General features: G+C 64.7%; 24 protein-coding genes and 1 tRNA gene. 6 read left to right on the top strand and 19 right to left on the bottom strand.

The features are described 5' to 3' along the window. Positions 1–6: 6 nt before the first annotated feature. The 10 genes from IB235_RS14840 to IB235_RS14795 all read right to left on the bottom strand — a co-directional run bounded on the left by IB235_RS14840 (position 7) and on the right by IB235_RS14795 (position 6990). Positions 7–549, bottom strand: a complete 543-nt coding sequence (locus tag IB235_RS14840) for an MOSC domain-containing protein (protein WP_192337361.1) — start codon at positions 547–549, stop codon at positions 7–9. A 104-nt stretch (positions 550–653) separates the two neighbouring features. Continuing rightward, entirely contained in the window at positions 654–1580 is a 927-nt protein-coding gene (locus IB235_RS14835; protein WP_192337360.1) for an MBL fold metallo-hydrolase, read from the bottom strand. An 81-nt stretch (positions 1581–1661) separates the two neighbouring features. After that, positions 1662–2309, bottom strand: a complete 648-nt coding sequence (locus tag IB235_RS14830) for an RluA family pseudouridine synthase (protein WP_192337359.1) — start codon at positions 2307–2309, stop codon at positions 1662–1664. Then, positions 2306–2932, bottom strand: a complete 627-nt coding sequence (locus IB235_RS14825; RefSeq protein WP_192337358.1) for a LysE family translocator — start codon at positions 2930–2932, stop codon at positions 2306–2308. Before IB235_RS14825 ends, IB235_RS14830 begins: the two co-directional genes overlap by 4 nt. 2 nt (positions 2933–2934) lie before the next feature. Continuing rightward, on the bottom strand, positions 2935–3291 hold the full coding sequence (locus IB235_RS14820; RefSeq protein WP_192337357.1) for a GFA family protein: 357 nt from the start codon (positions 3289–3291) through the stop codon (positions 2935–2937). Continuing rightward, a complete protein-coding gene (locus tag IB235_RS14815; RefSeq protein WP_192337356.1) occupies positions 3288–3683 on the bottom strand; it encodes a GFA family protein in 396 nt (131 codons plus the stop codon). The genes IB235_RS14820 and IB235_RS14815 overlap by 4 nt, the downstream gene beginning before the upstream one ends. Continuing rightward, the gene (locus IB235_RS14810) at positions 3661–4116 is read right to left on the bottom strand and encodes a GAF domain-containing protein (RefSeq protein ID WP_192337355.1); all 456 of its coding nucleotides are present in this window, start codon (positions 4114–4116) and stop codon (positions 3661–3663) included. Before IB235_RS14810 ends, IB235_RS14815 begins: the two co-directional genes overlap by 23 nt. Continuing rightward, entirely contained in the window at positions 4113–4940 is an 828-nt protein-coding gene (locus IB235_RS14805; protein ID WP_192337354.1) for an NAD(P)-dependent oxidoreductase, read from the bottom strand. The genes IB235_RS14810 and IB235_RS14805 overlap by 4 nt, the downstream gene beginning before the upstream one ends. Further along, a complete protein-coding gene (locus IB235_RS14800; RefSeq protein WP_192337417.1) occupies positions 4937–5779 on the bottom strand; it encodes a glycosyltransferase in 843 nt (280 codons plus the stop codon). Before IB235_RS14800 ends, IB235_RS14805 begins: the two co-directional genes overlap by 4 nt. Beyond that, on the bottom strand, positions 5773–6990 hold the full coding sequence (locus IB235_RS14795) for an NAD-dependent epimerase/dehydratase family protein (protein ID WP_192337353.1): 1218 nt from the start codon (positions 6988–6990) through the stop codon (positions 5773–5775). Before IB235_RS14795 ends, IB235_RS14800 begins: the two co-directional genes overlap by 7 nt. A 153-nt stretch (positions 6991–7143) precedes the next feature. On the opposite strand from IB235_RS14795, the gene IB235_RS14790 reads away from it, so the two are divergent. The 5 genes from IB235_RS14790 (at position 7144) to IB235_RS14770 (ending at position 10850) form a co-directional block, all read left to right on the top strand. Next, positions 7144–7593 (top strand): Rrf2 family transcriptional regulator, encoded by a 450-nt coding sequence (locus IB235_RS14790; RefSeq protein ID WP_155039121.1) that lies wholly within the window; start codon positions 7144–7146, stop codon positions 7591–7593. Positions 7594–7748: 155 nt separating this feature from the next. Continuing rightward, the gene (locus IB235_RS14785; RefSeq protein WP_155039122.1) at positions 7749–8600 is read left to right on the top strand and encodes a shikimate dehydrogenase; all 852 of its coding nucleotides are present in this window, start codon (positions 7749–7751) and stop codon (positions 8598–8600) included. Next, on the top strand, positions 8597–9193 hold the full coding sequence (gene coaE / locus IB235_RS14780; RefSeq protein WP_192337352.1) for a dephospho-CoA kinase: 597 nt from the start codon (positions 8597–8599) through the stop codon (positions 9191–9193). Before IB235_RS14785 ends, coaE begins: the two co-directional genes overlap by 4 nt. Next, positions 9186–9893, top strand: a complete 708-nt coding sequence (gene dnaQ / locus IB235_RS14775) for a DNA polymerase III subunit epsilon (RefSeq protein ID WP_192337351.1) — start codon at positions 9186–9188, stop codon at positions 9891–9893. Before coaE ends, dnaQ begins: the two co-directional genes overlap by 8 nt. 75 nt (positions 9894–9968) lie before the next feature. Next, positions 9969–10850 (top strand): YihY/virulence factor BrkB family protein, encoded by an 882-nt coding sequence (locus IB235_RS14770; RefSeq protein ID WP_155039125.1) that lies wholly within the window; start codon positions 9969–9971, stop codon positions 10848–10850. Here the strand turns inward: IB235_RS14770 and IB235_RS14765 are convergent. The 3 genes from IB235_RS14765 to IB235_RS14755 are packed head-to-tail and all read right to left on the bottom strand — an operon-like array spanning position 10847 to position 13378. After that, positions 10847–12625, bottom strand: a complete 1779-nt coding sequence (locus tag IB235_RS14765) for a histidine kinase dimerization/phosphoacceptor domain -containing protein (RefSeq protein WP_192337350.1) — start codon at positions 12623–12625, stop codon at positions 10847–10849. The genes IB235_RS14770 and IB235_RS14765 overlap by 4 nt on opposite strands. 12 nt (positions 12626–12637) lie before the next feature. After that, positions 12638–13225 (bottom strand): RNA polymerase sigma factor, encoded by a 588-nt coding sequence (locus tag IB235_RS14760; protein WP_155039126.1) that lies wholly within the window; start codon positions 13223–13225, stop codon positions 12638–12640. Positions 13226–13231: 6 nt separating this feature from the next. Further along, positions 13232–13378, bottom strand: a complete 147-nt coding sequence (locus tag IB235_RS14755) for a NepR family anti-sigma factor (RefSeq protein ID WP_155039127.1) — start codon at positions 13376–13378, stop codon at positions 13232–13234. Between the two features lie 93 nt (positions 13379–13471). Between IB235_RS14755 and IB235_RS14750 the strand changes: the two genes are divergently transcribed. Beyond that, positions 13472–14275, top strand: coding sequence for a response regulator (locus IB235_RS14750; protein ID WP_155039128.1), 804 nt, complete (start codon positions 13472–13474; stop codon positions 14273–14275). Positions 14276–14314: 39 nt separating this feature from the next. Here IB235_RS14750 and IB235_RS14745 read toward each other — a convergent pair whose 3' ends face one another. From IB235_RS14745 to fdhE, 6 genes are all read right to left on the bottom strand, one after another. Continuing rightward, positions 14315–15271, bottom strand: a complete 957-nt coding sequence (locus tag IB235_RS14745) for a nitronate monooxygenase family protein (protein WP_192337349.1) — start codon at positions 15269–15271, stop codon at positions 14315–14317. 90 nt (positions 15272–15361) lie between these two features. Beyond that, complete coding sequence (locus tag IB235_RS14740; protein WP_192337348.1) at positions 15362–16414, bottom strand: aldo/keto reductase; 1053 nt, start codon at positions 16412–16414, stop codon at positions 15362–15364. A gap of 17 nt (positions 16415–16431) precedes the next feature. Next, positions 16432–16527, bottom strand: a tRNA-Sec gene (locus IB235_RS14735). A gap of 7 nt (positions 16528–16534) precedes the next feature. Beyond that, positions 16535–18460, bottom strand: coding sequence for a selenocysteine-specific translation elongation factor (gene selB / locus IB235_RS14730; protein ID WP_192337347.1), 1926 nt, complete (start codon positions 18458–18460; stop codon positions 16535–16537). Beyond that, on the bottom strand, positions 18457–19794 hold the full coding sequence (gene selA, locus IB235_RS14725; protein ID WP_192337346.1) for an L-seryl-tRNA(Sec) selenium transferase: 1338 nt from the start codon (positions 19792–19794) through the stop codon (positions 18457–18459). The genes selB and selA overlap by 4 nt, the downstream gene beginning before the upstream one ends. Then, the gene (fdhE, locus tag IB235_RS14720) at positions 19794–20702 is read right to left on the bottom strand and encodes a formate dehydrogenase accessory protein FdhE (RefSeq protein WP_192337345.1); all 909 of its coding nucleotides are present in this window, start codon (positions 20700–20702) and stop codon (positions 19794–19796) included. Before fdhE ends, selA begins: the two co-directional genes overlap by 1 nt. Positions 20703–20707: the final 5 nt, after the last annotated feature.

The raw sequence follows: 20707 nt of genomic DNA, 5'->3' as shown, positions 1-20707 counted from the left end.
TGCCGCTTAGACCCTCTCAAGCGGCAGGTGGGGCAGCGGCGGATTGGTGACGGCGATGGCATCGCCCGGCTTGACCGTGCCACCCGACCGCACCACCGCCATGATCCCCGATTTGCGGATCAGCGTGCCATTTGCCGCCTTGACCAGAACCGCGCCCAGCAGCCCTTTGCGGAAATTCTCGATCTGCGCGCAGGGATTGCGCAGGCCGGTGACCTCCAGTTCCACCTGATCGCCCAGCTTGAGGATCGCGCCGCGTGGCAGCGCCAGCAGGTCGACGCCCTTGGTGGTGATATTTTCGCCCAGATCGGCAGGGCGGATGTCAAAGCCCTGCGCCTTGAGTTCGGAAAACAGCTCGGCATGGATCAGATGCACCTGCCGCAGATTTGGCTGCGTCGGATCGGCCCGAACCCGCGAGCGGTGCTTGACGGTATCGCCCTGATGCGCGTCGCCCTCGACCCCGAGCCCGGTAAGGATGCGGATTTCCGGGGCTTCGATCTTTGAGAAGCGATGCTTCCCATCCTTTGCGACCGCGATAACGCTTCCTGCCAATTGCGACCTCCGGTTTGCTCGGGCGCATCATCGGCAAGTTCCGCAGGCGATGGCAGCGCGATCAGGTCTTGCGCCAGCCACCGTGGACTGGCGCAAGGCCGGTTTCAGCCCGCGAACTGATAGGTCGCGGGAACATAGCGGAAGGTCCCCTCGGCCTCGCCCGGCGCGATATAGGCCAGCGCCGGGAAGGGCATGTGATAGCCGATGAAGGGAATGCGGTCGGTGGCCAGACGCGCCAGCACCGTCTTGCGGGTCTCGGCCCCCTTGTCCTTGTCGATGTCGAAGCGGACATGCCATTCGGGGCGCTGGACCGAATAGACATAGTGATTGAAGGTGTCGCCGGTCACCAGCAGGCGCTGACCATCGCTTTCCAGCAGGTAGGTCGTGTGGCCCGGCGTATGGCCGTAAGCCCCTGCGGCGGTGATGCCGGGCATGACCTCATCCCCATCCGCGATCAGGCGGGCATTGCCGATCAGCGGCGCGACATGGGTGGTGTAGGCCTCGGCGGGGTTGGCGGCCCAATGGTCGGCCTCGACCTTGGGGGCGATCAGCTGCGCCTTGGCAAAGACCGGCGCGCCGTCCTTGGTCAGGGCGCTGACATGGTCCCCATGCATATGGGTCAGCAGCACATGGGTCACGTCCTCGGGCGCATAGCCCGCCGCCGCCAGCGCCGAGACCGTCACCTCGGGGAACATGCCTGTATCGATCAGGACCAGCGCGTCCGGCGTCTTGACCAGCGTCATGGTGAAGGAGTTGCCCGACTTGTCCGCGGGGATGAAATTCGCCTCGCTGAGCTTTTCCCATTCGGCAGGATCGGCAGTCAGGCCGAAGGTCTCGATCGGCTTCTCGCGCATGGCCGCGCCGCCCAGCAGGGTCGAGACCTGAAACGCACCAAGCTGGATCGTATGCGCCTTGCCCGCGGGCTTGGCATCGGGCGCGGGGGCCTGCGCCAAGGCGGGCAGCGCGATCAGTGCTGGCAGGCCCGCCCCCATCATCATCGCTCCCCGACGGCTGATTCCACTTCCGGTCATCTTTCCGCTCCCTGTGGGTGATTCCCCTGCAAAGCTACGGCAAGTCGGATGATTTCCTTATTGAAACTGTCGTGAGATCGCTCAGAACGGCGCGGGTGCGGTATAGCTTTGCATGACCCCGGTTTCGGGATGCTTGAAGCGCAGGTTTTCGGCGTGAAGCATCAGGCGCGGGAACTCGGCCGCCTGACCTGTGGCGTATAGCGGATCGCCAAGGATCGGGTGCCCCAGCGACGCCATATGGACGCGCAACTGATGGCTGCGGCCCGTCACCGGCGACAGGCGCACGCGGGTTTCCGTATCGCTGGCGCGGATCACCCGCCAATCGGTCTGGGCGGGGCGGCCCTGTTCATGATCGACCTTTTGCCGGGGGCGGTTCGGCCAGTCGACAATCAGCGGCAAATCGACGGTGCCGGTCTTGGGCTCGAGCCTGCCCCAGAGCCGCGCGAGATAGGTCTTCTTGGTCTTGCGGTCCTCGAACTGCTTGGACAGGTGGCGCTGCGCATGCGGCGTCAGGCCAAAGACCATGACCCCCGAGGTGTCCATGTCCAGCCGATGCACCAGCAGGATGGTCGGAAACGCTCCGCGCAGACGCTCGATCAGGCAGTCGGTGCGATCCTCACCCCGGCCCGGCACCGACAGCAGCCCCGAGGGTTTGCTGACCACCAGCACCTCGTGATCGGCATGGATCACCTGCGGCTGCTCGGTCGTGGGTTCGTAGACGAAGCTCATTTCGACACCAGCCGCAGCGCAAGCCCCGCGAACATCACCGCAGCGATGCGGTTGACGATGCCCAGACGCTTGCCGATGACCTGCCCGGCATAGCCGCCGACAATGCCATAACCCATGGTGACCAGCGTCCCCGAAGCCATGAACATCAGCCCCAGCCCAAGGATCTGCTGCCAGATCGGGCCGAATTCGGGACGGGTGAATTGTGGCAGGAACGCCAGCAGGAACAGCACCGGCTTGGGGTTCAGCAGGTTCGACAGCGCGCCGCGCCGGATGATGTTCCAGGGGCTGCTGGCCGCACGGGCGCTGGGGTCGATCTCGCCCGCGGTCCAGCTTTTATAGGCCAGCCACAGCAGATAACCCGCGCCGACGAACTTGATCGCAACCAGTGCCTCGGGATGGGCGGCGACCAGTGCACCAAGGCCGACCGTCGCCATCACGACATGAAAGATCACGCCCATGCCGACGCCAAGACCGGCCAGCGCGCCAGCGCGCGGCCCGTTCTGGATGCCGCAGGCGCTGGCAAAGAACACGTCCTGACCGGGGGCTAGGTTCAGGACCAGCGCACCCGCCATGAAAGCCAGCAATTGCTGCGCCGGAAAATTGGCAATCGTATCCCAGATCATGGTCAGAGCCCGTAATAATCGCCGTGGTTTTCGGGGAAAGAGGGCGCACCCAGCCTTAGCCCAGTCGGCATATCGAATGCACCGGCGGAAACGTCAACCTTTGCCGAACCGTTCCGCCGCCAGAACAGCGACGATCCGCAATGCCCGCAAAACCCCCGACGCGCCTTTGGCGTATGCGCGTACCAAGCCAGCCCGTCGTCACGGGTGAATGTCAGTTCGTCCCAGCGGACGCAGACATAGGCCCAGACATGGCCCGACCAGTTGCGGCATTGCGTGCAATGGCATTCATGCGCCGTATAGGCCCGCGACCGGGCGGAAAAGGCCACCGCCCCGCACAGGCAGCGGCCCTGCGCCTTCATTCACGCGGGTCCTGCGGCAGCCCGTCGGCGATGTCATAGTAATCGCCCTTGTCGGCCACAAAGATATGACCCAGCAGCCGCAGCCCGGTCGGGCTGTCAAGCGCCCCCGCCGCCACGTCTATGATATCCGACCCGTCACGCTGCCAGAACAATGACGAACCACAACTCGGGCAGAACCCCCGCCGTGCGAAATCCGAGGCGCGATACCATTTCGGCTCACCCTCGATCACCATGGATTTCGGCAGGATCGCCGCCCAGACATGGCCGGACCAGCGTCGGCATTGGCCGCAATGGCAGGCTTTCAGCCCGTGACTGTCGTCATAGGTGCCGTGAAAGCGGATCGCGCCGCACAGGCAATGGCCGGTGAATTCAGTGACGTCCGAAGGTGGCATCCAGGATCTCCTGCAGGCGGTCTGCATCTTCCTGGGTGAAAGCGTCGGGTTGGTTGCTGTCGATGTCAAGGACGCCGATCAGGCGGTCATTCGCGGCAAAGACCGGCAGCACCAATTCGGACCGGGTCGAGCTGGCGCAGGCGATGTGACCGGGGAAAGCGTCGACATCGGGCACAAGCTGGGTCTGACGCGTGCGCGCCGCAGCCCCACACACCCCGCGCGAGAAGGGGATGACCAGACAGCCGTGGCCGCCCTGATAGGGGCCGATCTTGAGCAATTCCGGCTCGGTCACGCGATAGAAGCCGGTCCAGTCGAAGCGGGCGTCGGAATGGTGGATCTCGCAGGCCAGCGTCGCCATCAGCGCGACCTCATCGGTCTCGCCATGGGTCAGGCTTGCAATGGTCTGGGCGAGTTCTGCGTAATCGACGTTCATTCCATGTCCTTCAGGTCTTGCAGGATGGCGGGCAGGTCGGCATGCAGCCGCGCAAGGCCATCGGGACGCCATCTTAACGCATCAAGCCGCGCACAGACAGGGACACTGAGCAGGCTTGCATCCGAACGCATCGGCGGGGCAAATCGGCTGCCGGTCAGCACCGCGACGCCGGACAGAAGCTCATGATGGTCAAGGATGATGTCGCTGACATTGTAGCTGCCGGACATGGCCGGATCATTCAGGACCAGCATGGCGGCCTGACCCAGATCGGCACCATGCACCTCGGTCGCGACGCGCGGCGGCACGGGTTTTCCAGAGATGAAATCGCGGATCAGCCCGGCCCATTTCTGCGGGTGGCCGGGGCCGAAGACCCCGGTCGGGCGCAGGCTGGCTACGTGAAAATCCGGGGCGGCCATGGCGGCAAGGGCGGCCTCCGCCTGCGCCTTGACCTGACCGTAAAGATTGACCGGCGCGGGCGGCAGATCGTCGGGCAACTCGCTTCCCGCCGGGTGACCGTCATGGACGGCACGCGAGGACAGAAAGATCACACGACCTACACCTTGATCGCGGGCGGATTTGAAAATATCCAACGATCCCTGAAGGTTGGCATTGGTGAAGGCATCGGGATCGTCCCCCTCTCCGCCACGATACTTGCCCGGAACGTGTTGGAAGGCAGCGTGGATCAGCGCGTCGCATCCGGTCAGATCTGCGGGCTGGCCAAGGCGCCAGCCGGGCAGGGGATCGACCTGATGACCGGCCTCCAGCGCGGCGCGGTGCAGCCAGCGGCCGACAATGCCGGTTGCTCCGGTCAGGGCGATCCTCATGCGGCACCGGGGGGCGGCGGCAGGTCGCGCGGATCGGGGACGGGACCGTCACCGGCATGGGCTTTCCACAGGTCTATCAACACCCGCAGACTGTCGGCCTTGGCATGATTTTCCCAAGGTTTTTCATATTGATAATGCAGCACGCGGATATCGTGCCAGCGCCACAGATCGGGAAGATTCAACCAGACATATTGCAGCATGTTGTCAAAGACCGGCAGGCCGTGCCAGTTCGGGAAATAGGCTTCCAGAAACGTTTGGTCGGTGCGCTTCCAGAACTGGCCGGGCTGGTCCAGACGGGCCAGCATCGCATCATATGTGACCTGCGAGGGCCGCGCGGTGAAGACCCCGGAATTCAAGCGGTGGAAATCGGTCAGAGACTCGTAAACATTTGGTGCGGCTGAAAATTCCGGATAGTCGAACAGCCTGTCGATGTTCTGCAACACGATCGCATCGGCATCGATGAAGACCACGCGCGCATAGTCCAGCTGCCACAGCCGCAGCTTGGCGAAATTGTCCAATGGCGTGTGGAAGGGGGGCTTTTCGCCCTTGGTAAAAGGGGCCACGCCATGCAGCCGGGCGCGGGCATGCAAGTCGTTGAATTCATGCGAGGTCGGCAGCAGATCCACATGCACCGCGCGTATACCAAGCGTAGACAGGTCGGACACCGTCTGATCGGGCAGCTCGGTGTAAAGCAGGACCAGATCGGCAGTTGTCCCCGTTCGCCGCAGGGACCGGAACAGGGCCGCCGCACCGGTCGCGTAATCGGGATTGGTCGCCAGTGTGACAAAGGCGCGATCTGAGCGCGCCTTGCCTTGGGGATGGATGCCGGAGGTCACGATACGGAACGCAGCCTTTTGCCTTCGGGATCATGTTCGACGCGCTTGGCCAGATCCTTGGTCCATGCCGAGACGGCAGGCACGCGTGAACGGTCGATGCGATGGGCGTATTTGCGCGCCACCTCGACCACCTCAGAGAGCAGCCCCTCGGCCAAGGTGATCGGTTTCAGACCCAACGCCAGGAACTGGTCGTTCCTGACGATCAGGTCGTTTTCCTCGGCCTCCTTACGAGGATTGGGCAGATAGGCGACCTCGGCCCCGGTCAGCTTTGCCACCAGTTCGGCCAGATCGCGAACGCGGTGGGTTTCGGTCATCTGGTTGAAGATATGAACGCGATCGCCTGCAGCGGGGGCATCCTTCAACGCCAGTTCGATACAGCGCACCGAATCCTGCACATGGATGAAGGCGCGGGTCTGGCCTCCGGTGCCATGCACGGTCAGCGGATAACCGATGGCGGCCTGAATCAGGAAGCGGTTCAGCACGGTGCCGTAATCACCGTCATAATCGAAACGGTTGATCAGTTGTTCATGCCGCCGGGTCTGATCGGTATGCGTGCCCCAGACGATACCCTGATGCAGATCGGTGATGCGCAGCCCGTCATTCTGGGCATAGAACTGGAACAGGATCTGATCGAGGCTTTTGGTCATGTGATAGACCGATCCGGGCCGGGTCGGATACAGGATCTGCTGTTCGCGCGGACCGCTGGGCGTGTCGATCTGCACGTCCAGATAGCCCTCGGGGATGGGTGCACCGACCGAGGAATAGCCATAGACCCCCATGGTCCCCAGATGGACCAGATGCGCGTCAATGCCGGTCTCGACCAGCGCTGCCAGCAGGTTATGGGTCGCGTTGGTGTTATTGTTGACGGTGTAGACCTTGTGGCGGTCGGTCTTCATCGAATAGGGCGCGGCGCGCTGTTCGGCGAAATGGATGACCGCATGGGGCCGAGTTTCGGCCAGCCAGCCCTTGAGGCGTTCATATTCGGTGGCAAGGTTCAGCAGGTGGAAGTGGATCTTGCGTCCGGTCAACTGGTGCCAGATCCGGCAGCGTTCCTGAATTGAATCCATTGGGGTCAGGGATTGCACGCCCAGTTCTGTATCGATCCAGCGGCGCGACAGGTTGTCGAGGATATGGATCTCGTGTCCCAGATCCGACAAATGCAGCGCCGTGGGCCATCCGACAAAACCATCTCCGCCCAGAACCGCTATGCGCATGTTCACCTCCCTCATGTTGCGCGGCCAGAAATGCGCGCCCAATGTGTCAGAAATATAACGCTTTGACGTCAGTGCTGTGTTCCCGAAGTTTCTTCAGAAAGGAAAATCCGTGAAATGATTGCAACCCCGCCCGGTCGTGATTATTGATTTTCCATGATCTCGCAGAAAACCAAATACGCCATCAAGGCGCTGATCGCGCTTGCCGATGAGGTCGCTGCCGGTGGCAGCGCTCTGACGATCGAAGAGATCGCAACGAGGTCCGGTGCGCCCAAGCGTTTTCTGGAACATATCATGCTGGAATTGCGCAATGCGGGCTATGTCGGCTCGCGGCGCGGGCGGGCCGGCGGCTATGTGCTGATCAAGCAGCCCAAGGAAATCTCGATCGGCGAATTGCTGCGTCAGGTTGACGGGCCGATCGCGCCCTTGCCCTGCCTGTCGCGTCGTTCCTACCAGCGCTGCGAGGATTGCGAGGACGAGGCCAGCTGCCGCCTGCGCAAGATGTTCGGGCAGGTGTTCTGGTCCTATCTGCTGCTGATCGAATCCCTGACGCTGGACGATCTGGTCGCCGAGGGCGGCCTGCCGGAAATGGGCGGCGTTTCGTAACCAAGCCTGCGAAAAGGTTGCCTTTCTGCCATGCCGACGCGGCTGTGATCGGCGGGCCGCTTGACCGGCGCTGATCGGGGCGGCACTGCTTTGCGACAGGATCGCCCCGAGGGCGGCTGCCCCGACACCGCGTTTAGAAAGTAGCTGTTTCGATCATGCCGGATTCTCAGCCCCACGCCCCCCGCCATGTCCCCATTGCCGGAGTTCTTGGCTGGCCCATTGCCCATTCCCGCTCGCCCCGGTTGCACGGCCATTGGCTGCAACGCTACGGGATCGACGGCCATTACATCCCGATTCCCGTCATGCCCGAGCATCTGGCCGAGGTGCTGCGCGCCATGCCCCGCATGGGCTTTGTCGGCGCCAACGTGACCATCCCGCATAAGGAAAGCGTGCTGGCCCTGGCCGATGTCGTCACCGACCGCGCCGCGCTGATCGGGGCGGCGAACACGCTGATCTTCCGCTCGGACGGCAAGATCCATGCCGACAATACCGATGGCTACGGCTTCATCGCCAATATCCGCCAGCATGCGCCGGGCTGGATTCCCGATCTGGGTCCGGCGGCGCTGATCGGGGCCGGGGGGGCCGCGCGGGCCGTCGTCGCCTCGCTGCTGGAAAGCGGCGTGACGGAACTGCGCATCGCCAACCGCACCCGTATCCGGGCCGAGCAGATCCGGGCCGAATTTGGCGCCCGCGTCGTCGTCTATGACTGGGCGCAGGCCGGCAACATGCTGGAAGGCGCGATCACGGTCGTCAACGCCACCTCGATGGGGATGGACGGCAAGCCGCCGCTGCGGGTGCCGCTGGATGCGCTGGCACCGGGAACACTGGTCACCGATCTGGTCTATACGCCGCTGATGACGCCTTTCCTGCTGGAAGCACAGGCCCGTGGCTGCGAGATCGTGGACGGGCTGGGCATGCTGCTGCATCAGGCCGCGCCGGGCTTTGAGCGCTGGTTCGGTCACCGCCCCGAGGTCGATGACGATCTGCGCCGGGCCGTTCTGGGATGAGCTATCTGCTGGGCCTGACCGGCAGCATCGGCATGGGGAAATCCACCGCTGCCGCGATGTTCGCCGAACTGGGCCATCCGGTCTGGGATGCCGATGCTGCCGTCCACCGGCTTTATGCGCCGGGCGGCGCGGCCGTGGCCAAGGTCGCCTCGGCCTTTCCGGGCGCGTGGAAGGATGGCGGCATCGACCGGGCGGCGCTGAAATCGGCGCTGGCCGCCGACCCGTCGGGTTTCGCCCGGCTTGAGGCGATCGTTCATCCTCTGGTCGCCGCCGACCGGGCAGATTTCATTGCCCGGCATGCGGGTGCGCCGATCATCGTGCTGGATATTCCGCTGCTTTACGAAAACGGCAGTCAGGCCGGGATGGACGGGGTGGCGGTGGTTTCCGCCCCTGCCGAGATCCAGCGGGCACGGGTGCTGGCGCGTCCCGGCATGACCGAAGAGGCATTCCAGATGATCCTGTCACGGCAGGTGCCGGATGCGGAAAAGCGCCGCCTTGCCGATTGGGTGATCCCCTCGGACACGATGGACGTTGCGCGGGCAGCAATCATGGACATCTGCGCCCGGATCGTGGCAGGAAGCCCCCATGCGTGAGATCGTTCTGGATACCGAGACCACCGGCTTTGACCCGACCACCGGCGACCGCATCGTCGAGATCGGCGCGGTCGAGCTGATGAACCACCTGCCCACCGGGCAGACTTTCCATGTCTATATCAACCCCGAACGCTCGATGCCGAATGAGGCCTTCGAGGTGCACGGGTTGGGCGACGACTTCCTGCGCGACAAGCCGAAATTCGCCGAAATCGCCGCGGATTTCGTCAGCTTCATCGGGGATGACGCCAAGCTGGTCATCCATAACGCCCAGTTCGACATGAAATTCCTGAATTTCGAGCTGACCCGGCTGGGCCATCCCGCCATGCCTTATTCGCGCGCCGTCGACACGCTGGAACTGGCGCGCAAGAAGTTTCCGGGCGCGCAGAACTCGCTGGACGCGCTGTGCCGGCGGTTCCGCATCGACAACTCGAACCGGACGCTGCACGGCGCGCTTCTGGACAGCGAATTGCTGGCCGAGGTCTATCTGGCGCTGCGCGGCGGACGCCAACCGGGGCTGGTGCTGGAAACAGCGGCTGCAGCCGCCCAGAGCGGGTCTGGCGTTTCGGGTCAGGGCGGCCCGCGCGGCGCGCGTCCGCGCCCGCTGGCCCCCCGCCTGTCCGCGGCCGAGGCCGAAGCCCATGCCGCCTTCGTGGCCAAGCTGGGCGACAAGGCGGTGTGGCTGCGCTACCTCGGGCCGTAAAGCGCGGGCCTTCGGGCTTGCACAACCTTTCGCCCCCGTCGCAAGCTGTGCCCTCGAAGGGAAGGGAAGCGGCACTTGCTGAAGGATTGGTGGCAATTCACCCTCGCGCTGTTCGAGCGGATGGACAAGATCCACATGAGCCTGATCGCGGCGGGTGTGGCCTTCTATGCGCTGTTCGCGGTGTTTCCGGGGTTGGCGGCGTTATTCGCGCTGTGGGGCCTGTGGTACGACCCGCAGCTGATTGAACAGTATATCCTGCACACAGCCGATGAGTTCATCCCCTCGGGCGCGGCGGATATCATCTATGGCCAAATCAACGAACTGATCGCGGCTGGACCCACGCAACTTGGCTGGACCACGGTGATTTCCTTCCTGATCGCCACGATCTCGGCGCGGGCGGGGGTCGATGCGCTGATCCGAGGGCTGAATGCCGCCAATGGCGTGCGCTCGCATTCGACAATCATGGGATTCCTGCTGGCCTATGTGCTGACGCTGGTCATTGTCGGCGTCGTCATCCTGGGGCTGGCACTGATCATCGTCGTGCCCTTGATGCTGAACTTCCTGCCCGATGTGCCGCTGCGGGCGTGGATGCTGGGTTCGATCCCGTGGATCGCGATCTTTGTCATCGTGCTTCTGGTGATCGGGATCATGTATCGCTATGGTCCGAACGTGAAAACGCCCCGGACGGCGATCTTCACCTGGGGCTCACTTTTCGCCGCGCTGGCATGGGCGCTGGCCTCCTATGCGTTCTCGGCCTATCTGGCCAGCTTTCACAGCTACAACCGCATCTATGGCTCAATCGGCGCGGTGATCGCGCTGCTGATGTGGTTCTATCTGGGCGGCTTCTCGGTGATGCTGGGGGCGATCATCAATCTGGAACTGGCCCGCCATCGCCGTGTTGCCGCCGCCCGCAAGCTGCGCAAGGCCGCCCGCGAAGACACCACACCCAAGAACTAGTGCTGCGAACCCGGACGCGCGGCCGAAGTCAGAACCACATCGGCCATGGCAGCGGGGCGGCGCTGGACGGGCTCGACCCGGAAATGCAGCCGCATGCTGAAGCGCCCGGCGCTGTGGTCGAATTCGGTCCGGCCCTCAAGCTGGCTGGCAAAGGCGTCGATCAGCTGGCTGCCCAGCCCGGTCCCTTCGGCCATCGGGGCCTCGCCGGTCGAGTTCTCGACCTCAAGCACGGCCTCGGTCGGGCTTTCGCTGCGCAGCGTCATGCGCACCCATGGCGGACGCCCATCCCCGCCCGAACCGGAATATTTCAGCGCATTGGTAAAGGCCTCGGTCGCCAGCAGCGACAGCGGCACGGCCTGATCGGGCATCAGCACCAGGGGTTGCAGATCGGTTTCCACCCGCAGTCCGGTCCCCGGCCCGACCGAGGCGTTCACCATCTGGTTGATGATGTCCATCAGCAGCCGGTCGGCTTCGACCGAATCCAGATGCTCGGCCTGATAAAGGTTGCGATAGATCGTCGCCAGCGACGCCACCCGGTCCTGCACTGAACGCAGCACCCGCTTGGCATCGTCATGGTCGATCACCCGGATCTGCATGTTGATGATCGAGGCGATCAGTTGCAGGTTGTTCTTGACCCGGTGATGGACCTCTTTCAGCAGCACGGTCTTTTCGTTGACCGCGGCCTCCATCGCGTCCTCGTCGCGGATCAGGATGCGCGCCATGTTGTGGAAGGTCGCGCTCATGTCGCCGATTTCGGTGGGCGCGTCCTTGAGGATCGGTGGCGGAGCCGAGCGGTCGCCGATGGCGAAGCGACGCATCTGGCCGCGAAGCTCGCGGATATGGCGCAGCACCAGCCGGTAGACCGCGAAATAGGCCACCGAGAGCGAGGCCGCCCACAGGATCAGCGGCAGGACCAGCGCGGTGCGCCGCGTCTTGTCGATGCCGGCAATACCCGATTCCGAGCGCGTCCATGACCCCATCGCATAGACCAGCCCCGGCACCACCGGCACGACGCTGAAGATCCGCCGTTCGCCCTGCGCCGAATAGTCGCTGAAGGTGGTCTCGCTGCGCGACAGCAGCGAGGGCAGCGACTTGTCGCGCGGCAGCAGGTCGGAAAGCGAGGCCTTGCCATCCTGCCCGCCGGACAGGATCTGGCCCAGATTGTTGAAGGTCAGCACCTGCACGCTGTCGCCGCCCAGACCCGCGACATGGGTCGAGCGCAGCATGTCATGGGACATGGCGACGCCGATGTAGCCCAGCAGTTCCGCCCCGCGATACAGCGGCTGGATCACGATGACCGAGGATTCGCCGTCTTCGCTGCCGATCATGCTGGTGGTGACCAGCGTGCCCGGGCTTTCGACGAAATGCTTGAAGGCCGGGTCCTGCGTCATGTCATGCACCCCCGGCACCGAGGAGCATTCGCTGGTCCCGTCCAGCCGGGTGAAGCCCGCATAGGCAAAGTTCACCGTGCGCTGGACAAAGCTGCGCATGATGTCGGCGCAGGCGCGGGGGTTGTCCATTGTCTCGAGCACGGCCGGACCCAGCGCATCGGCGGTGCCAAGCGCGCCCTGCAGCAGCGCGCGTTCGCCCGCCGCCGCCGTGGCCGTCCGCCCCAGCAGTGCAATCTCGGCCGAGCGTTCATATTCACGCGACAGATGCAGGGTCTGGATGACCGAAATCAGCCCGATCGGCAGGATCGCCAGCGACAAAAGCCCACCAAGGCGAAAACCCAGCCCCTTGGGGAACTCCCAGCCATCCAGCAATCCGCGCAGCACGAGACGCCGCCCCTAGCGTGAGACGGGGTGGTTTTGCGCCATGACGGCCAGCGTCGCGCGATCCGTCATCTCAAGCTCTTCGCCCGCTTCCAGCTTGAGAAGCTCTGCCAGACGCTTGCGACCACGATTGGCCCGCGACTTGACCGTGCCCACGGCCACCCCGGTCATGCCGGCGGCCTCCTCATAGGAAAAGCCCGAGGCTCCGACCAGAATCAGCGCCTCGCGCTGTTCGTCGGGAAGCTGCTGGAAGGCGACACGGAAATCGTTCAGCGCCAGACGCCCGTCATGCTCGGGACGGGTCGCCTGACGCGCGGCATGGATGCCGTCGCTGTCGCTGACCTCGCGCCGGGTCTTGCGGCGGGCGGAATAAAAGGTGTTGCGCAGGATGGTGAACAACCACGCCCGCAGGTTCGTTCCGGGCTGGAACTTGTCGATATGGGTCCATGCCTTGACGATGGTGTCCTGCACCAGATCGTCGGCAGACGCGCCCTCTCGGGTCAGCGACAGCGCAAAAGCGCGCAGGGCGGGAAGGTGATCCACGATCTCGTTTCGGGGGTCAGGATGGCCCGAAGCACGCGCCGTCTTGGCGTCCTTTGTCATGCGGGGCTACTCCTGCTCGCGCAATTTATCGAGCAATTCCAGAAACCTGTCGGGAACCTTCTGGGTGGTGTCCTGCTCATATACGCGTTTCAGGTTTTCATCGATTTGCTGTTCGATGGCGACCTTTCTGCGTTCCTCACGCCTTGTCTTCATTTTTAAGTTATTCCCGAAATTCTTGTGCGCACAGTTTGCAACGGATACGTATCCAATCAAGTTCCCTGTGAATATTGCATTTTTGAGGACGACATGAACGCAGCAGACCTGGCACAATCCATCAGCCGCGAGTTGCCCTATCTGCGTCGCTATGCGCGGGCGCTGACCGGAAGCCAGTCCGCCGGGGATAATTACGCGGCAGCGACACTTGAAGCCATCCTCAGCGATCGCAGCCTGATGGACGGGGCCGAGGCACGGGTGTGCCTGTTCCGCACCTTCCACGCGATCTGGCAAAGCTCGGGCCAGCCGGTCCATGCCGAGCCTCAGTCGCAGCACGAAGCCCGTGCCCAGACGCATCTGCGCGGCCTGACCCCCAACTCGCGCGAGGCATTGCTGCTGCGCACGATCGAGGAACAGCGCTACGACCAGATCGCGCAGATCATGCAGATCTCGCAGGAAGAGGCCGAAGAGCTGGTGCAGATCGCGCTGGAGGAGATGGGCCAGTCGCTGACCGGCAAGGTCATGGTCATCGAGGATGAAACCATCATCGCCATGGACCTCAAGGGCATCGTGCAAGCGATGGGCCACGAGGTCACCGGTATCGCCCGCACCCACAAGCAGGCGATCGAGCTGGCCCATGACAAGCGCCCCGAACTGATCCTGGCCGATATCCAGCTGGCCGATGGCTCATCGGGCGTCGAGGCGGTGAACGAATTGCTGGGCGACCTGGGCGACCTGCCGGTGATCTTCATCACCGCCTTCCCCGAGCGGCTCCTGACCGGCGACCGGCCGGAACCGGCCTTCCTGATCTCGAAGCCCTATTCCGAGGAGCAGGTGCGCTCGGCGGTCAGTCAGGCAATGTTCTTTGCCTCGACCGAGGGGCTCAGCACCGTCTGAGACGACAAGGCCGGGATGGTGACATCCCGGCCCTTTTCTTTACATGGCGGCGACGGCCTGCTTGGCCTGCGCATATTCCGCGGCCAGCCGGTCGATCATCGCGGTCGCGGTCGCGATCCCGCGCACTGCGCCGATGCCCTGACCCGAACCCCAGATCTTGCTCCAGGCCTTGGCGCCGCCGAAATCCATGCTGGAAGGATCGGCGCTGGCCAGCGCCGCCGGGTCCAGCCCGGCATTGCGGATCGAGGGGGCAAGGTAGTTGCCGTGGACCCCGGTGAACAAGCTGGAGTTCACGATATCCTCGGCACCGCTATCGACGATCATCTGCTTGTATTCGGGCTGGGCATTGGCCTCGGACGTGGCGATGAACGGGCTGCCGATATAGGCTAGGTCCGCACCCATCACCTGCGCCGCCAGCACCGCACGCCCCGTGGCGATCGAGCCGGACAGCAGCAGCGGCCCGTCGAACCATTCGCGGATTTCCTGAATCAGCGCAAAGGGCGACTGGCTGCCCGCATGACCGCCCGCGCCGGCAGCGACGGCAATCAGCCCGTCCGCGCCTTTATCGATGGCCTTGCGGGCGAAGGTGTTGTTGATCACGTCATGCAGGGCGATGCCGCCGCAATCATGGGCGGCGGCGTTCACCTCGGGGCGGGCGCCAAGGCTGGTGATCCAGATCGGTACGCGGTGGCGGTGGCAGATCTCGATGTCACGCTCCAGCCGGGCATTGGAACGATGCACGATCTGGTTCACCGCAAAGGGTGCAGCGGGGCGGTCGGGATTGGCCTGATTGTGGCGGTCCAGTTCCTCGGTGATGCGGGTCAGCCAGGCGTCCAGCAGGACCGGCTCGCCCTCTTTCTCACGCGCGTTCAACGCCGGGAAACTGCCGACGATACCCGCCTTGCATTGCGCGATGACCAGATCCGGCCCCGAGACGATGAACATGGGCGAGGCCATGACGGGAATGCGCAGATTGGCAAGAATGGGCGGCAGCATGACGGATCCTCCGGTGGTCAGCATCGGCGGCAGGTTGCACAAGCCGCACGATGCTGCCAACGGTTCCGTGGCGTCGGTATCCTGCCGCGACTAGTAGGGCATCGGCATGTCGCGATGCAGCCGGTCGATGCGGCGCAGCGCCTCGTCCGACAGGACCAGATCGATTCCCTTCAGCAGATGCTCCAACTGGTCCCGGTTGGTCGCACCGATGATCGGGATGCAGGCAAAGGGACGCTGCCGGGTAAAGGCCAACGCCATGTGGATCGGGTCCAGCCCCAGTTCATGGGCCAGCGCATGATAGCCCGCGACCACCTCGGGGGCGCGTTTGGTGCGGCGTCCACCCAGATCGCCTGGACCGCCATGCGCCTTGTCGACAAAGGCACGGCTGCCCTCGGGCTCTCCAAGATGGTATTTACCGGTCAGCAGCCCCGCCGCCAGCGGCGAATAGGCCAGCAGGGTCACGTCCTCATTCACGGCGACCTCGGCCATGTCGGTATCGTAAAGCCGGCACATCAGCGAATATTCGTTCTGCACCGTCACCACGCGCGGCGCACCGATGCGCTCGGCCGTGTCGATCCAGCGCGAGGTGCCCCAGGCGGATTCGTTCGACAGGCCAAAGGCGCGGATCTTGCCCTCGCGGACGGCGTCACTGACGGCCTCCAGCACATCGGCCATGTGATCCAGCGTCTTCTGCCGATCCTGCTTGCGCGGGTCATAGCGCCAGTTCTGGCGGAAGGCGTAGCTGCCCCGGACCGGCCAATGCAGCTGATAGACATCGATGTAATCGGTCCGCAGACGCTTCAGCGATGCGTCGATGGTCTGGTGGATGGTCTTGCCGTCATAGCCATGCAGGCGCACCTTGTCGCTGGGCCCGGCGACCTTGGTCGCGATCTCGACCTTATCGCGCCCGCCGCGATCCGACAGCCACGCGCCGATGATTTCCTCGGTCCGGCCGACGGTTTCACGCTCGACCGGGTTCACCGGATACATTTCGGCTGTGTCGAGGAAGGTGATGCCGGCTTCCAGCGCCATGTCCATCTGGCCATGGGCATCGGCCATCCCGGTCTGGTTGCCAAAGGTCATGGTCCCCAGCGACACGGCACTGACCGAGACGTCGCTGTTTCCAAGCGTCACACGTTGCATCGAAACCCTTTCAGTATTGGCGGAAGAGAATGGGAGTCGAACCCACCCGGGACAGGCTCGCTGCCCCAACCGGATTTGAAGTCCGGCCGCCCCACCGGGGACGATTCTCTTCCAAATGGCTCATCCGTCCGACCCGCCCGGCGTGAACTGGTCGATCCGGTGCGGATTGATGCGCCGCAAATCGCCCCGCCGCAAGGTTAGACCGAGCCTGTCGAAGAAGTCGAGGATCTGGATTGCCACCTTGCGTCCGTTCTGCACGCGGTCGCGAAACTCGGGCGCGGTGAACCAGCCAGCCGTGGTCTGCGCGGCCACGTCACGGATGATGGCGACCATTTCCACGGTGGTGGCGCGGGCAAAGAAATGATCATGCGCGATCTGGTCGATCCGGCCCTGCCGCGCGGCCACGCGCAGGATGCGGCGTATCTCGGGCTCGTCCACGCCAAGCTCGGTGGCGAAGTCGCGGACGCGGGGCGGGCGAAAGCGTTCCTCGCCGGTCAGATGTGGCAGGATGCGGGCAAGGATGTCCTCATCCGCGTCCGAGAGGCGGGGCAGGTGGCCGGGCAGGCGGATGAAGGCCCCGTCCAGCGCGATGTGACCGGCGTCAGCCTCAGTACGGATGAAGCTTCCGAAATCGGGCTTCGGCAAGCGGGGGGACAGGACCAACCGCAGCCTTTCGCGCCCCAGCCCCTGTAAGTCGGCATTGTCGCGGTGAAACTCGGCCAAGGCGTCCTGCATCTGCTGGCGCAAGGCGGCCAGCCCCTGCGGTGCCAGCGCCTGCGAGGTGCCCGCGATGATGACAAGGCCAGAGGCGGTCAGCGCGGTATCAAGCTGCTGGGGCGACATTGCCCGGTCGCGAGCGAAACCGCCCAGATCGACCAGACCGCTGTCCCCCAGCGCCGCCAATGCAGCGACAGGGTCAGGCAGGGACATGGTCCGCAGGGCCGCGATCCGCTCGGGATGCGTGCGGCGGCGAGAGGGCGCGCGCAGATCGACGATGTGCCCACCACCGATGGTGCGCCGGGCGGACACGTCGCGCAGAATGAAACGGTCGCCCACCGCGGCGGCCAGCGGGCGGTCCAGAACGATCTGAGCCAACCCCTCGGCACCGGGGGCCAGATCGCCTTCTAGTGGGACGATACGCGCGCCAAGCTCGGCCGCGCCGACATGCAGCCGGGCCGGAAACCACGTCGACAGGGGCTTGGGTTCCGTGTCCAGCGTGTGCAGAATCACATCCATGCGCTCGGTCGGAGCGTGCAGGACCGGGTCCAAGGCCATGTCGCCGCGCGCGATGGCCTCGCGCGTGATCTGGTCGCCCGACAGGTTCAGGGCGCAGCGCTGGCCCGCCAGACCGTGATCGGCCTTGCGGTTCTGGGCATGGATGCCGCGCACCCGCGCAGACAGGCCCGAGGGGCTGAGGGTGATCTGATCCCCGACCGCAACCCGCCCTGACAGCACCGTCCCGGTCACCACCGTGCCCGCCCCGGCAAGGGTAAAGCTGCGGTCGACCGCCATGCGAAATCGCGCATCCGCCGCGCGGGCGGTCGTGGCAGCCTCGGCCTTGGCAAGCTCGGCCCGCAGGATATCGACCCCCGCGCCAGTCAGCGATGAGACCGGCAGCACGGGCGCACCCGCCAGTCCGGTCGCGGCCAGCATGTCGTCGATGTCAGCAGTCAGCCCGGCAATGCGCTCCGCATCGGCAAGGTCGGATTTCGTCAGCGCGACGATGCCGCGGGTGATGCCCAGCAAATTGAGGATCGCCAGATGCTCGCGCGTTTGCGGCATGATCCCGTCATCGGCGGCGACAACCAGCAGGGCCAGATCGATGCCGCCCGCACCCGCCAGCATGGTATGGACGAATTTCTCATGCCCCGGCACATCGACAAAGCCGGTGATCGCGCCGCCGCCCAGATCGGCATAGGCAAAGCCCAGATCGATGGTAATGCCGCGGGCCTTTTCCTCGGCCAGACGGTCGGCATCGATGCCGGTCAAGGCGCGGACCAGCGCGGTCTTGCCATGGTCGATATGACCAGCCGTGCCGACGATCATCCCGAGATGGCAGCCAGCAGCGCCGCGTCGTCGGGCAGGCAGCGCAGGTCAAGGATCAGTTCATCATTACGGATGCGGCCGATGATCGGGGTGGAAAGCCCGCGCAGGCGCTCGGCCAAGGCCTCGGGCGAGGGGCCAAGTGCCAGCCCGGCGCTGGGAATGGTTTCGGTGGGCAGCGCGCCCGAGCCGATCTGGCTGGCGCAATCGGTGACGCGCACCCGGCAGCCCAGTTTCGCGGCGACGCGCGGGGCCAGACGTTCGGCCTGCGCGCGGATCTCGGGCTCGGGGCGGGCAAGCAGGCGCAATGTGGGCAGGCGGTCGGCCAGCCGGTCAGGGTCGCGATACAGGCGCAGCGTGGCCTCGGTCGAGGCAATGCGGATCTTGTCCATGCGGACGGCGCGCTTCAGCGGATTCCTGTTGATGGCGGCGATGATCTCGCGCTTGCCGACGATGAACCCTGCCTGCGGTCCGCCCAGCAGCTTGTCGCCGGAAAAGGTCACGACATCGGCCCCCTCGGCCACGGCCTCGGCCACGGTGGGTTCGGGTTTCAGACCCCAGCGGCGCAGATCGACCAATGTGCCCGAACCCAGATCGTTGACCAAGGGCAGACCGGCCTGATGTGCCATCAAAGCCAGTTCGGGGGCGGACACTTCCTTGGTGAAGCCCTCGATCCGGTAGTTCGAGGTATGGACCTTCATCAGCAAACCGGTGTCCGGACCGATCGCCTGAAGGTAATCCTTGGCATGGGTGCGGTTGGTGGTGCCGACCTCGCGCAGCAGGCAACCGGCCTGCTCCATGATCGCGGGCATGCGGAAGGCACCGCCGATCTCGATCAGCTCACCGCGCGTGACCACGGCCTCGCGGCCCTTGGCCAGCGTGTTCAGGACGATCAGCACGGCCGAGGCATTGTTGTTGACGACGGTCGCGTCCTCGGCCCCGGTCAATTCGCAAAGAAGCCCGCGCAGATGGCTGTCACGTTCGCCGCGACCGCCGCTATCCAGATCGAATTCCAGCGCGGCAGGGGCGCGCATCGCGGCGACGGCGGCCTCGATGGCGGATTCGGCCAGCAGGGCGCGGCCCAGATTGGTGTGCAGGACGGTTCCGGTCAGGTTCAGGACCGGGCGCAGCCGCGACTGCGCCTCGGAGGCCATCGACTTGACCACCCGGATCAGGATTTCCCGCGCATCGGGCAGCGGATCGGGGCGGTTGGCGCGGATCGTCGCCAGCTCGGCACGCAGCGCAGCGGTCACCGCCGGGCGGCCATGGGTCTGGATCAGCGGGCCGCAATCGGCCAGCAACCTGTCGACCGAGGGCAGGGACCGCAGGTCGGGCATCAATAGCCCACGAGGAAGGGGTTGTAGCCGCCCCGCTTCCATTCGGTTTCGCCCATCATCAGGTCCAGACCAAGGCTGGCCACGTCATCGGCGATGGGCTCCAGCGTCGGGTTCTTGTTCTGATAAAGAATCTTTACCCAGCGCGCGCATTCGCGACAGATCTCAGCCTTGACGGTGGCCTCATCGGTTTCGACCGAGCGATAGGTGATGCCCTTGGTCGAACCGCAGCAGGTGCAGCGGACCCGCACCTCGTTCCACAGCGTCTGGCAGGTCGCGCAGGAGCAATAGCGCGCGCCCTCGGCCCCCATGTTTTCGGTGACCATGCTTACGGCGGCGCGACCACCGCAGGCCGGGCAGGCGCCGACATGGATCGGGACCAGTTGTTCCACGTGAAGCCCTGCGGCCAGCATCGCGGCATGGACTTGAAGGGCGGCGGCGGCGAACAGATGCGGGGCGACGCTGTCCTCGGGGATCTGGTCGGTCAGGACATTGGTCATCACCCAGTCCAGATCCTCGGGTTCCGCGGATTGCAGGGCCTGCAGCGCCAGACGGCCCGGTTCGGGCATGTCGACATCGGCCAGCATGTCGCACAGCTTGGGCAGGATCAGCGCCAACCCCGCGCGCATGTCGTTGCGATCCAGAGGCGGCATGCGCGAGGAGCGCGCCAATGCGATACGTTCGGGCGACAAAGGCTCGGGGCGCGGCAGTTCACGGGCCAGTTCGGCCTGCGCCAGTGCCACTTCACCCAGGAAACGCAGATAGGGGGCAAGGTTCGGGCTGTATTCGGCCAGAAACTCGAAACGCTCGGCCCTTGTGGTGAAAAGCGCCTCGGGGTCGGGCAGGCGCGCCAAGGGAACCTTGGCCACGCCGCCGATCATCGAGGGGTCGGGTTTGGGATCGGAAGTCATCTTGT

This window comes from Paracoccus sp. PAR01 (genome assembly GCF_014851995.1).
Lineage (GTDB): Bacteria > Pseudomonadota > Alphaproteobacteria > Rhodobacterales > Rhodobacteraceae > Paracoccus > Paracoccus litorisediminis.
Note: the sequence above shows the minus strand (reverse complement) of the source record. Positions and strands in the feature narration are given on the sequence as shown.

Bases quoted from the DNA above. Each gene is read 5' to 3' on its own strand.
- IB235_RS14835 (WP_192337360.1), bottom strand. From the start codon at position 1,580: ATGACCGGAAGTGGAATCAGCCGTCGGGGAGCGATGATGATGGGGGCG.
- IB235_RS14830 (WP_192337359.1), bottom strand. From the start codon at position 2,309: ATGAGCTTCGTCTACGAACCCACGACCGAGCAGCCGCAGGTGATCCAT.
- IB235_RS14825 (WP_192337358.1), bottom strand. From the start codon at position 2,932: ATGATCTGGGATACGATTGCCAATTTTCCGGCGCAGCAATTGCTGGCT.
- IB235_RS14820 (WP_192337357.1), bottom strand. From the start codon at position 3,291: ATGAAGGCGCAGGGCCGCTGCCTGTGCGGGGCGGTGGCCTTTTCCGCC.
- IB235_RS14815 (WP_192337356.1), bottom strand. From the start codon at position 3,683: ATGCCACCTTCGGACGTCACTGAATTCACCGGCCATTGCCTGTGCGGC.
- IB235_RS14810 (WP_192337355.1), bottom strand. From the start codon at position 4,116: ATGAACGTCGATTACGCAGAACTCGCCCAGACCATTGCAAGCCTGACC.
- IB235_RS14805 (WP_192337354.1), bottom strand. From the start codon at position 4,940: ATGAGGATCGCCCTGACCGGAGCAACCGGCATTGTCGGCCGCTGGCTG.
- IB235_RS14795 (WP_192337353.1), bottom strand. From the start codon at position 6,990: ATGCGCATAGCGGTTCTGGGCGGAGATGGTTTTGTCGGATGGCCCACG.
- IB235_RS14790 (WP_155039121.1), top strand. From the start codon at position 7,144: ATGATCTCGCAGAAAACCAAATACGCCATCAAGGCGCTGATCGCGCTT.
- IB235_RS14785 (WP_155039122.1), top strand. From the start codon at position 7,749: ATGCCGGATTCTCAGCCCCACGCCCCCCGCCATGTCCCCATTGCCGGA.
- coaE (WP_192337352.1), top strand. From the start codon at position 8,597: ATGAGCTATCTGCTGGGCCTGACCGGCAGCATCGGCATGGGGAAATCC.
- dnaQ (WP_192337351.1), top strand. From the start codon at position 9,186: ATGCGTGAGATCGTTCTGGATACCGAGACCACCGGCTTTGACCCGACC.
- IB235_RS14760 (WP_155039126.1), bottom strand. From the start codon at position 13,225: ATGACAAAGGACGCCAAGACGGCGCGTGCTTCGGGCCATCCTGACCCC.
- IB235_RS14755 (WP_155039127.1), bottom strand. From the start codon at position 13,378: ATGAAGACAAGGCGTGAGGAACGCAGAAAGGTCGCCATCGAACAGCAA.
- IB235_RS14750 (WP_155039128.1), top strand. From the start codon at position 13,472: ATGAACGCAGCAGACCTGGCACAATCCATCAGCCGCGAGTTGCCCTAT.
- IB235_RS14745 (WP_192337349.1), bottom strand. From the start codon at position 15,271: ATGCTGCCGCCCATTCTTGCCAATCTGCGCATTCCCGTCATGGCCTCG.
- IB235_RS14740 (WP_192337348.1), bottom strand. From the start codon at position 16,414: ATGCAACGTGTGACGCTTGGAAACAGCGACGTCTCGGTCAGTGCCGTG.
- selB (WP_192337347.1), bottom strand. From the start codon at position 18,460: ATGATCGTCGGCACGGCTGGTCATATCGACCATGGCAAGACCGCGCTG.
- selA (WP_192337346.1), bottom strand. From the start codon at position 19,794: ATGCCCGACCTGCGGTCCCTGCCCTCGGTCGACAGGTTGCTGGCCGAT.
- fdhE (WP_192337345.1), bottom strand. From the start codon at position 20,702: ATGACTTCCGATCCCAAACCCGACCCCTCGATGATCGGCGGCGTGGCC.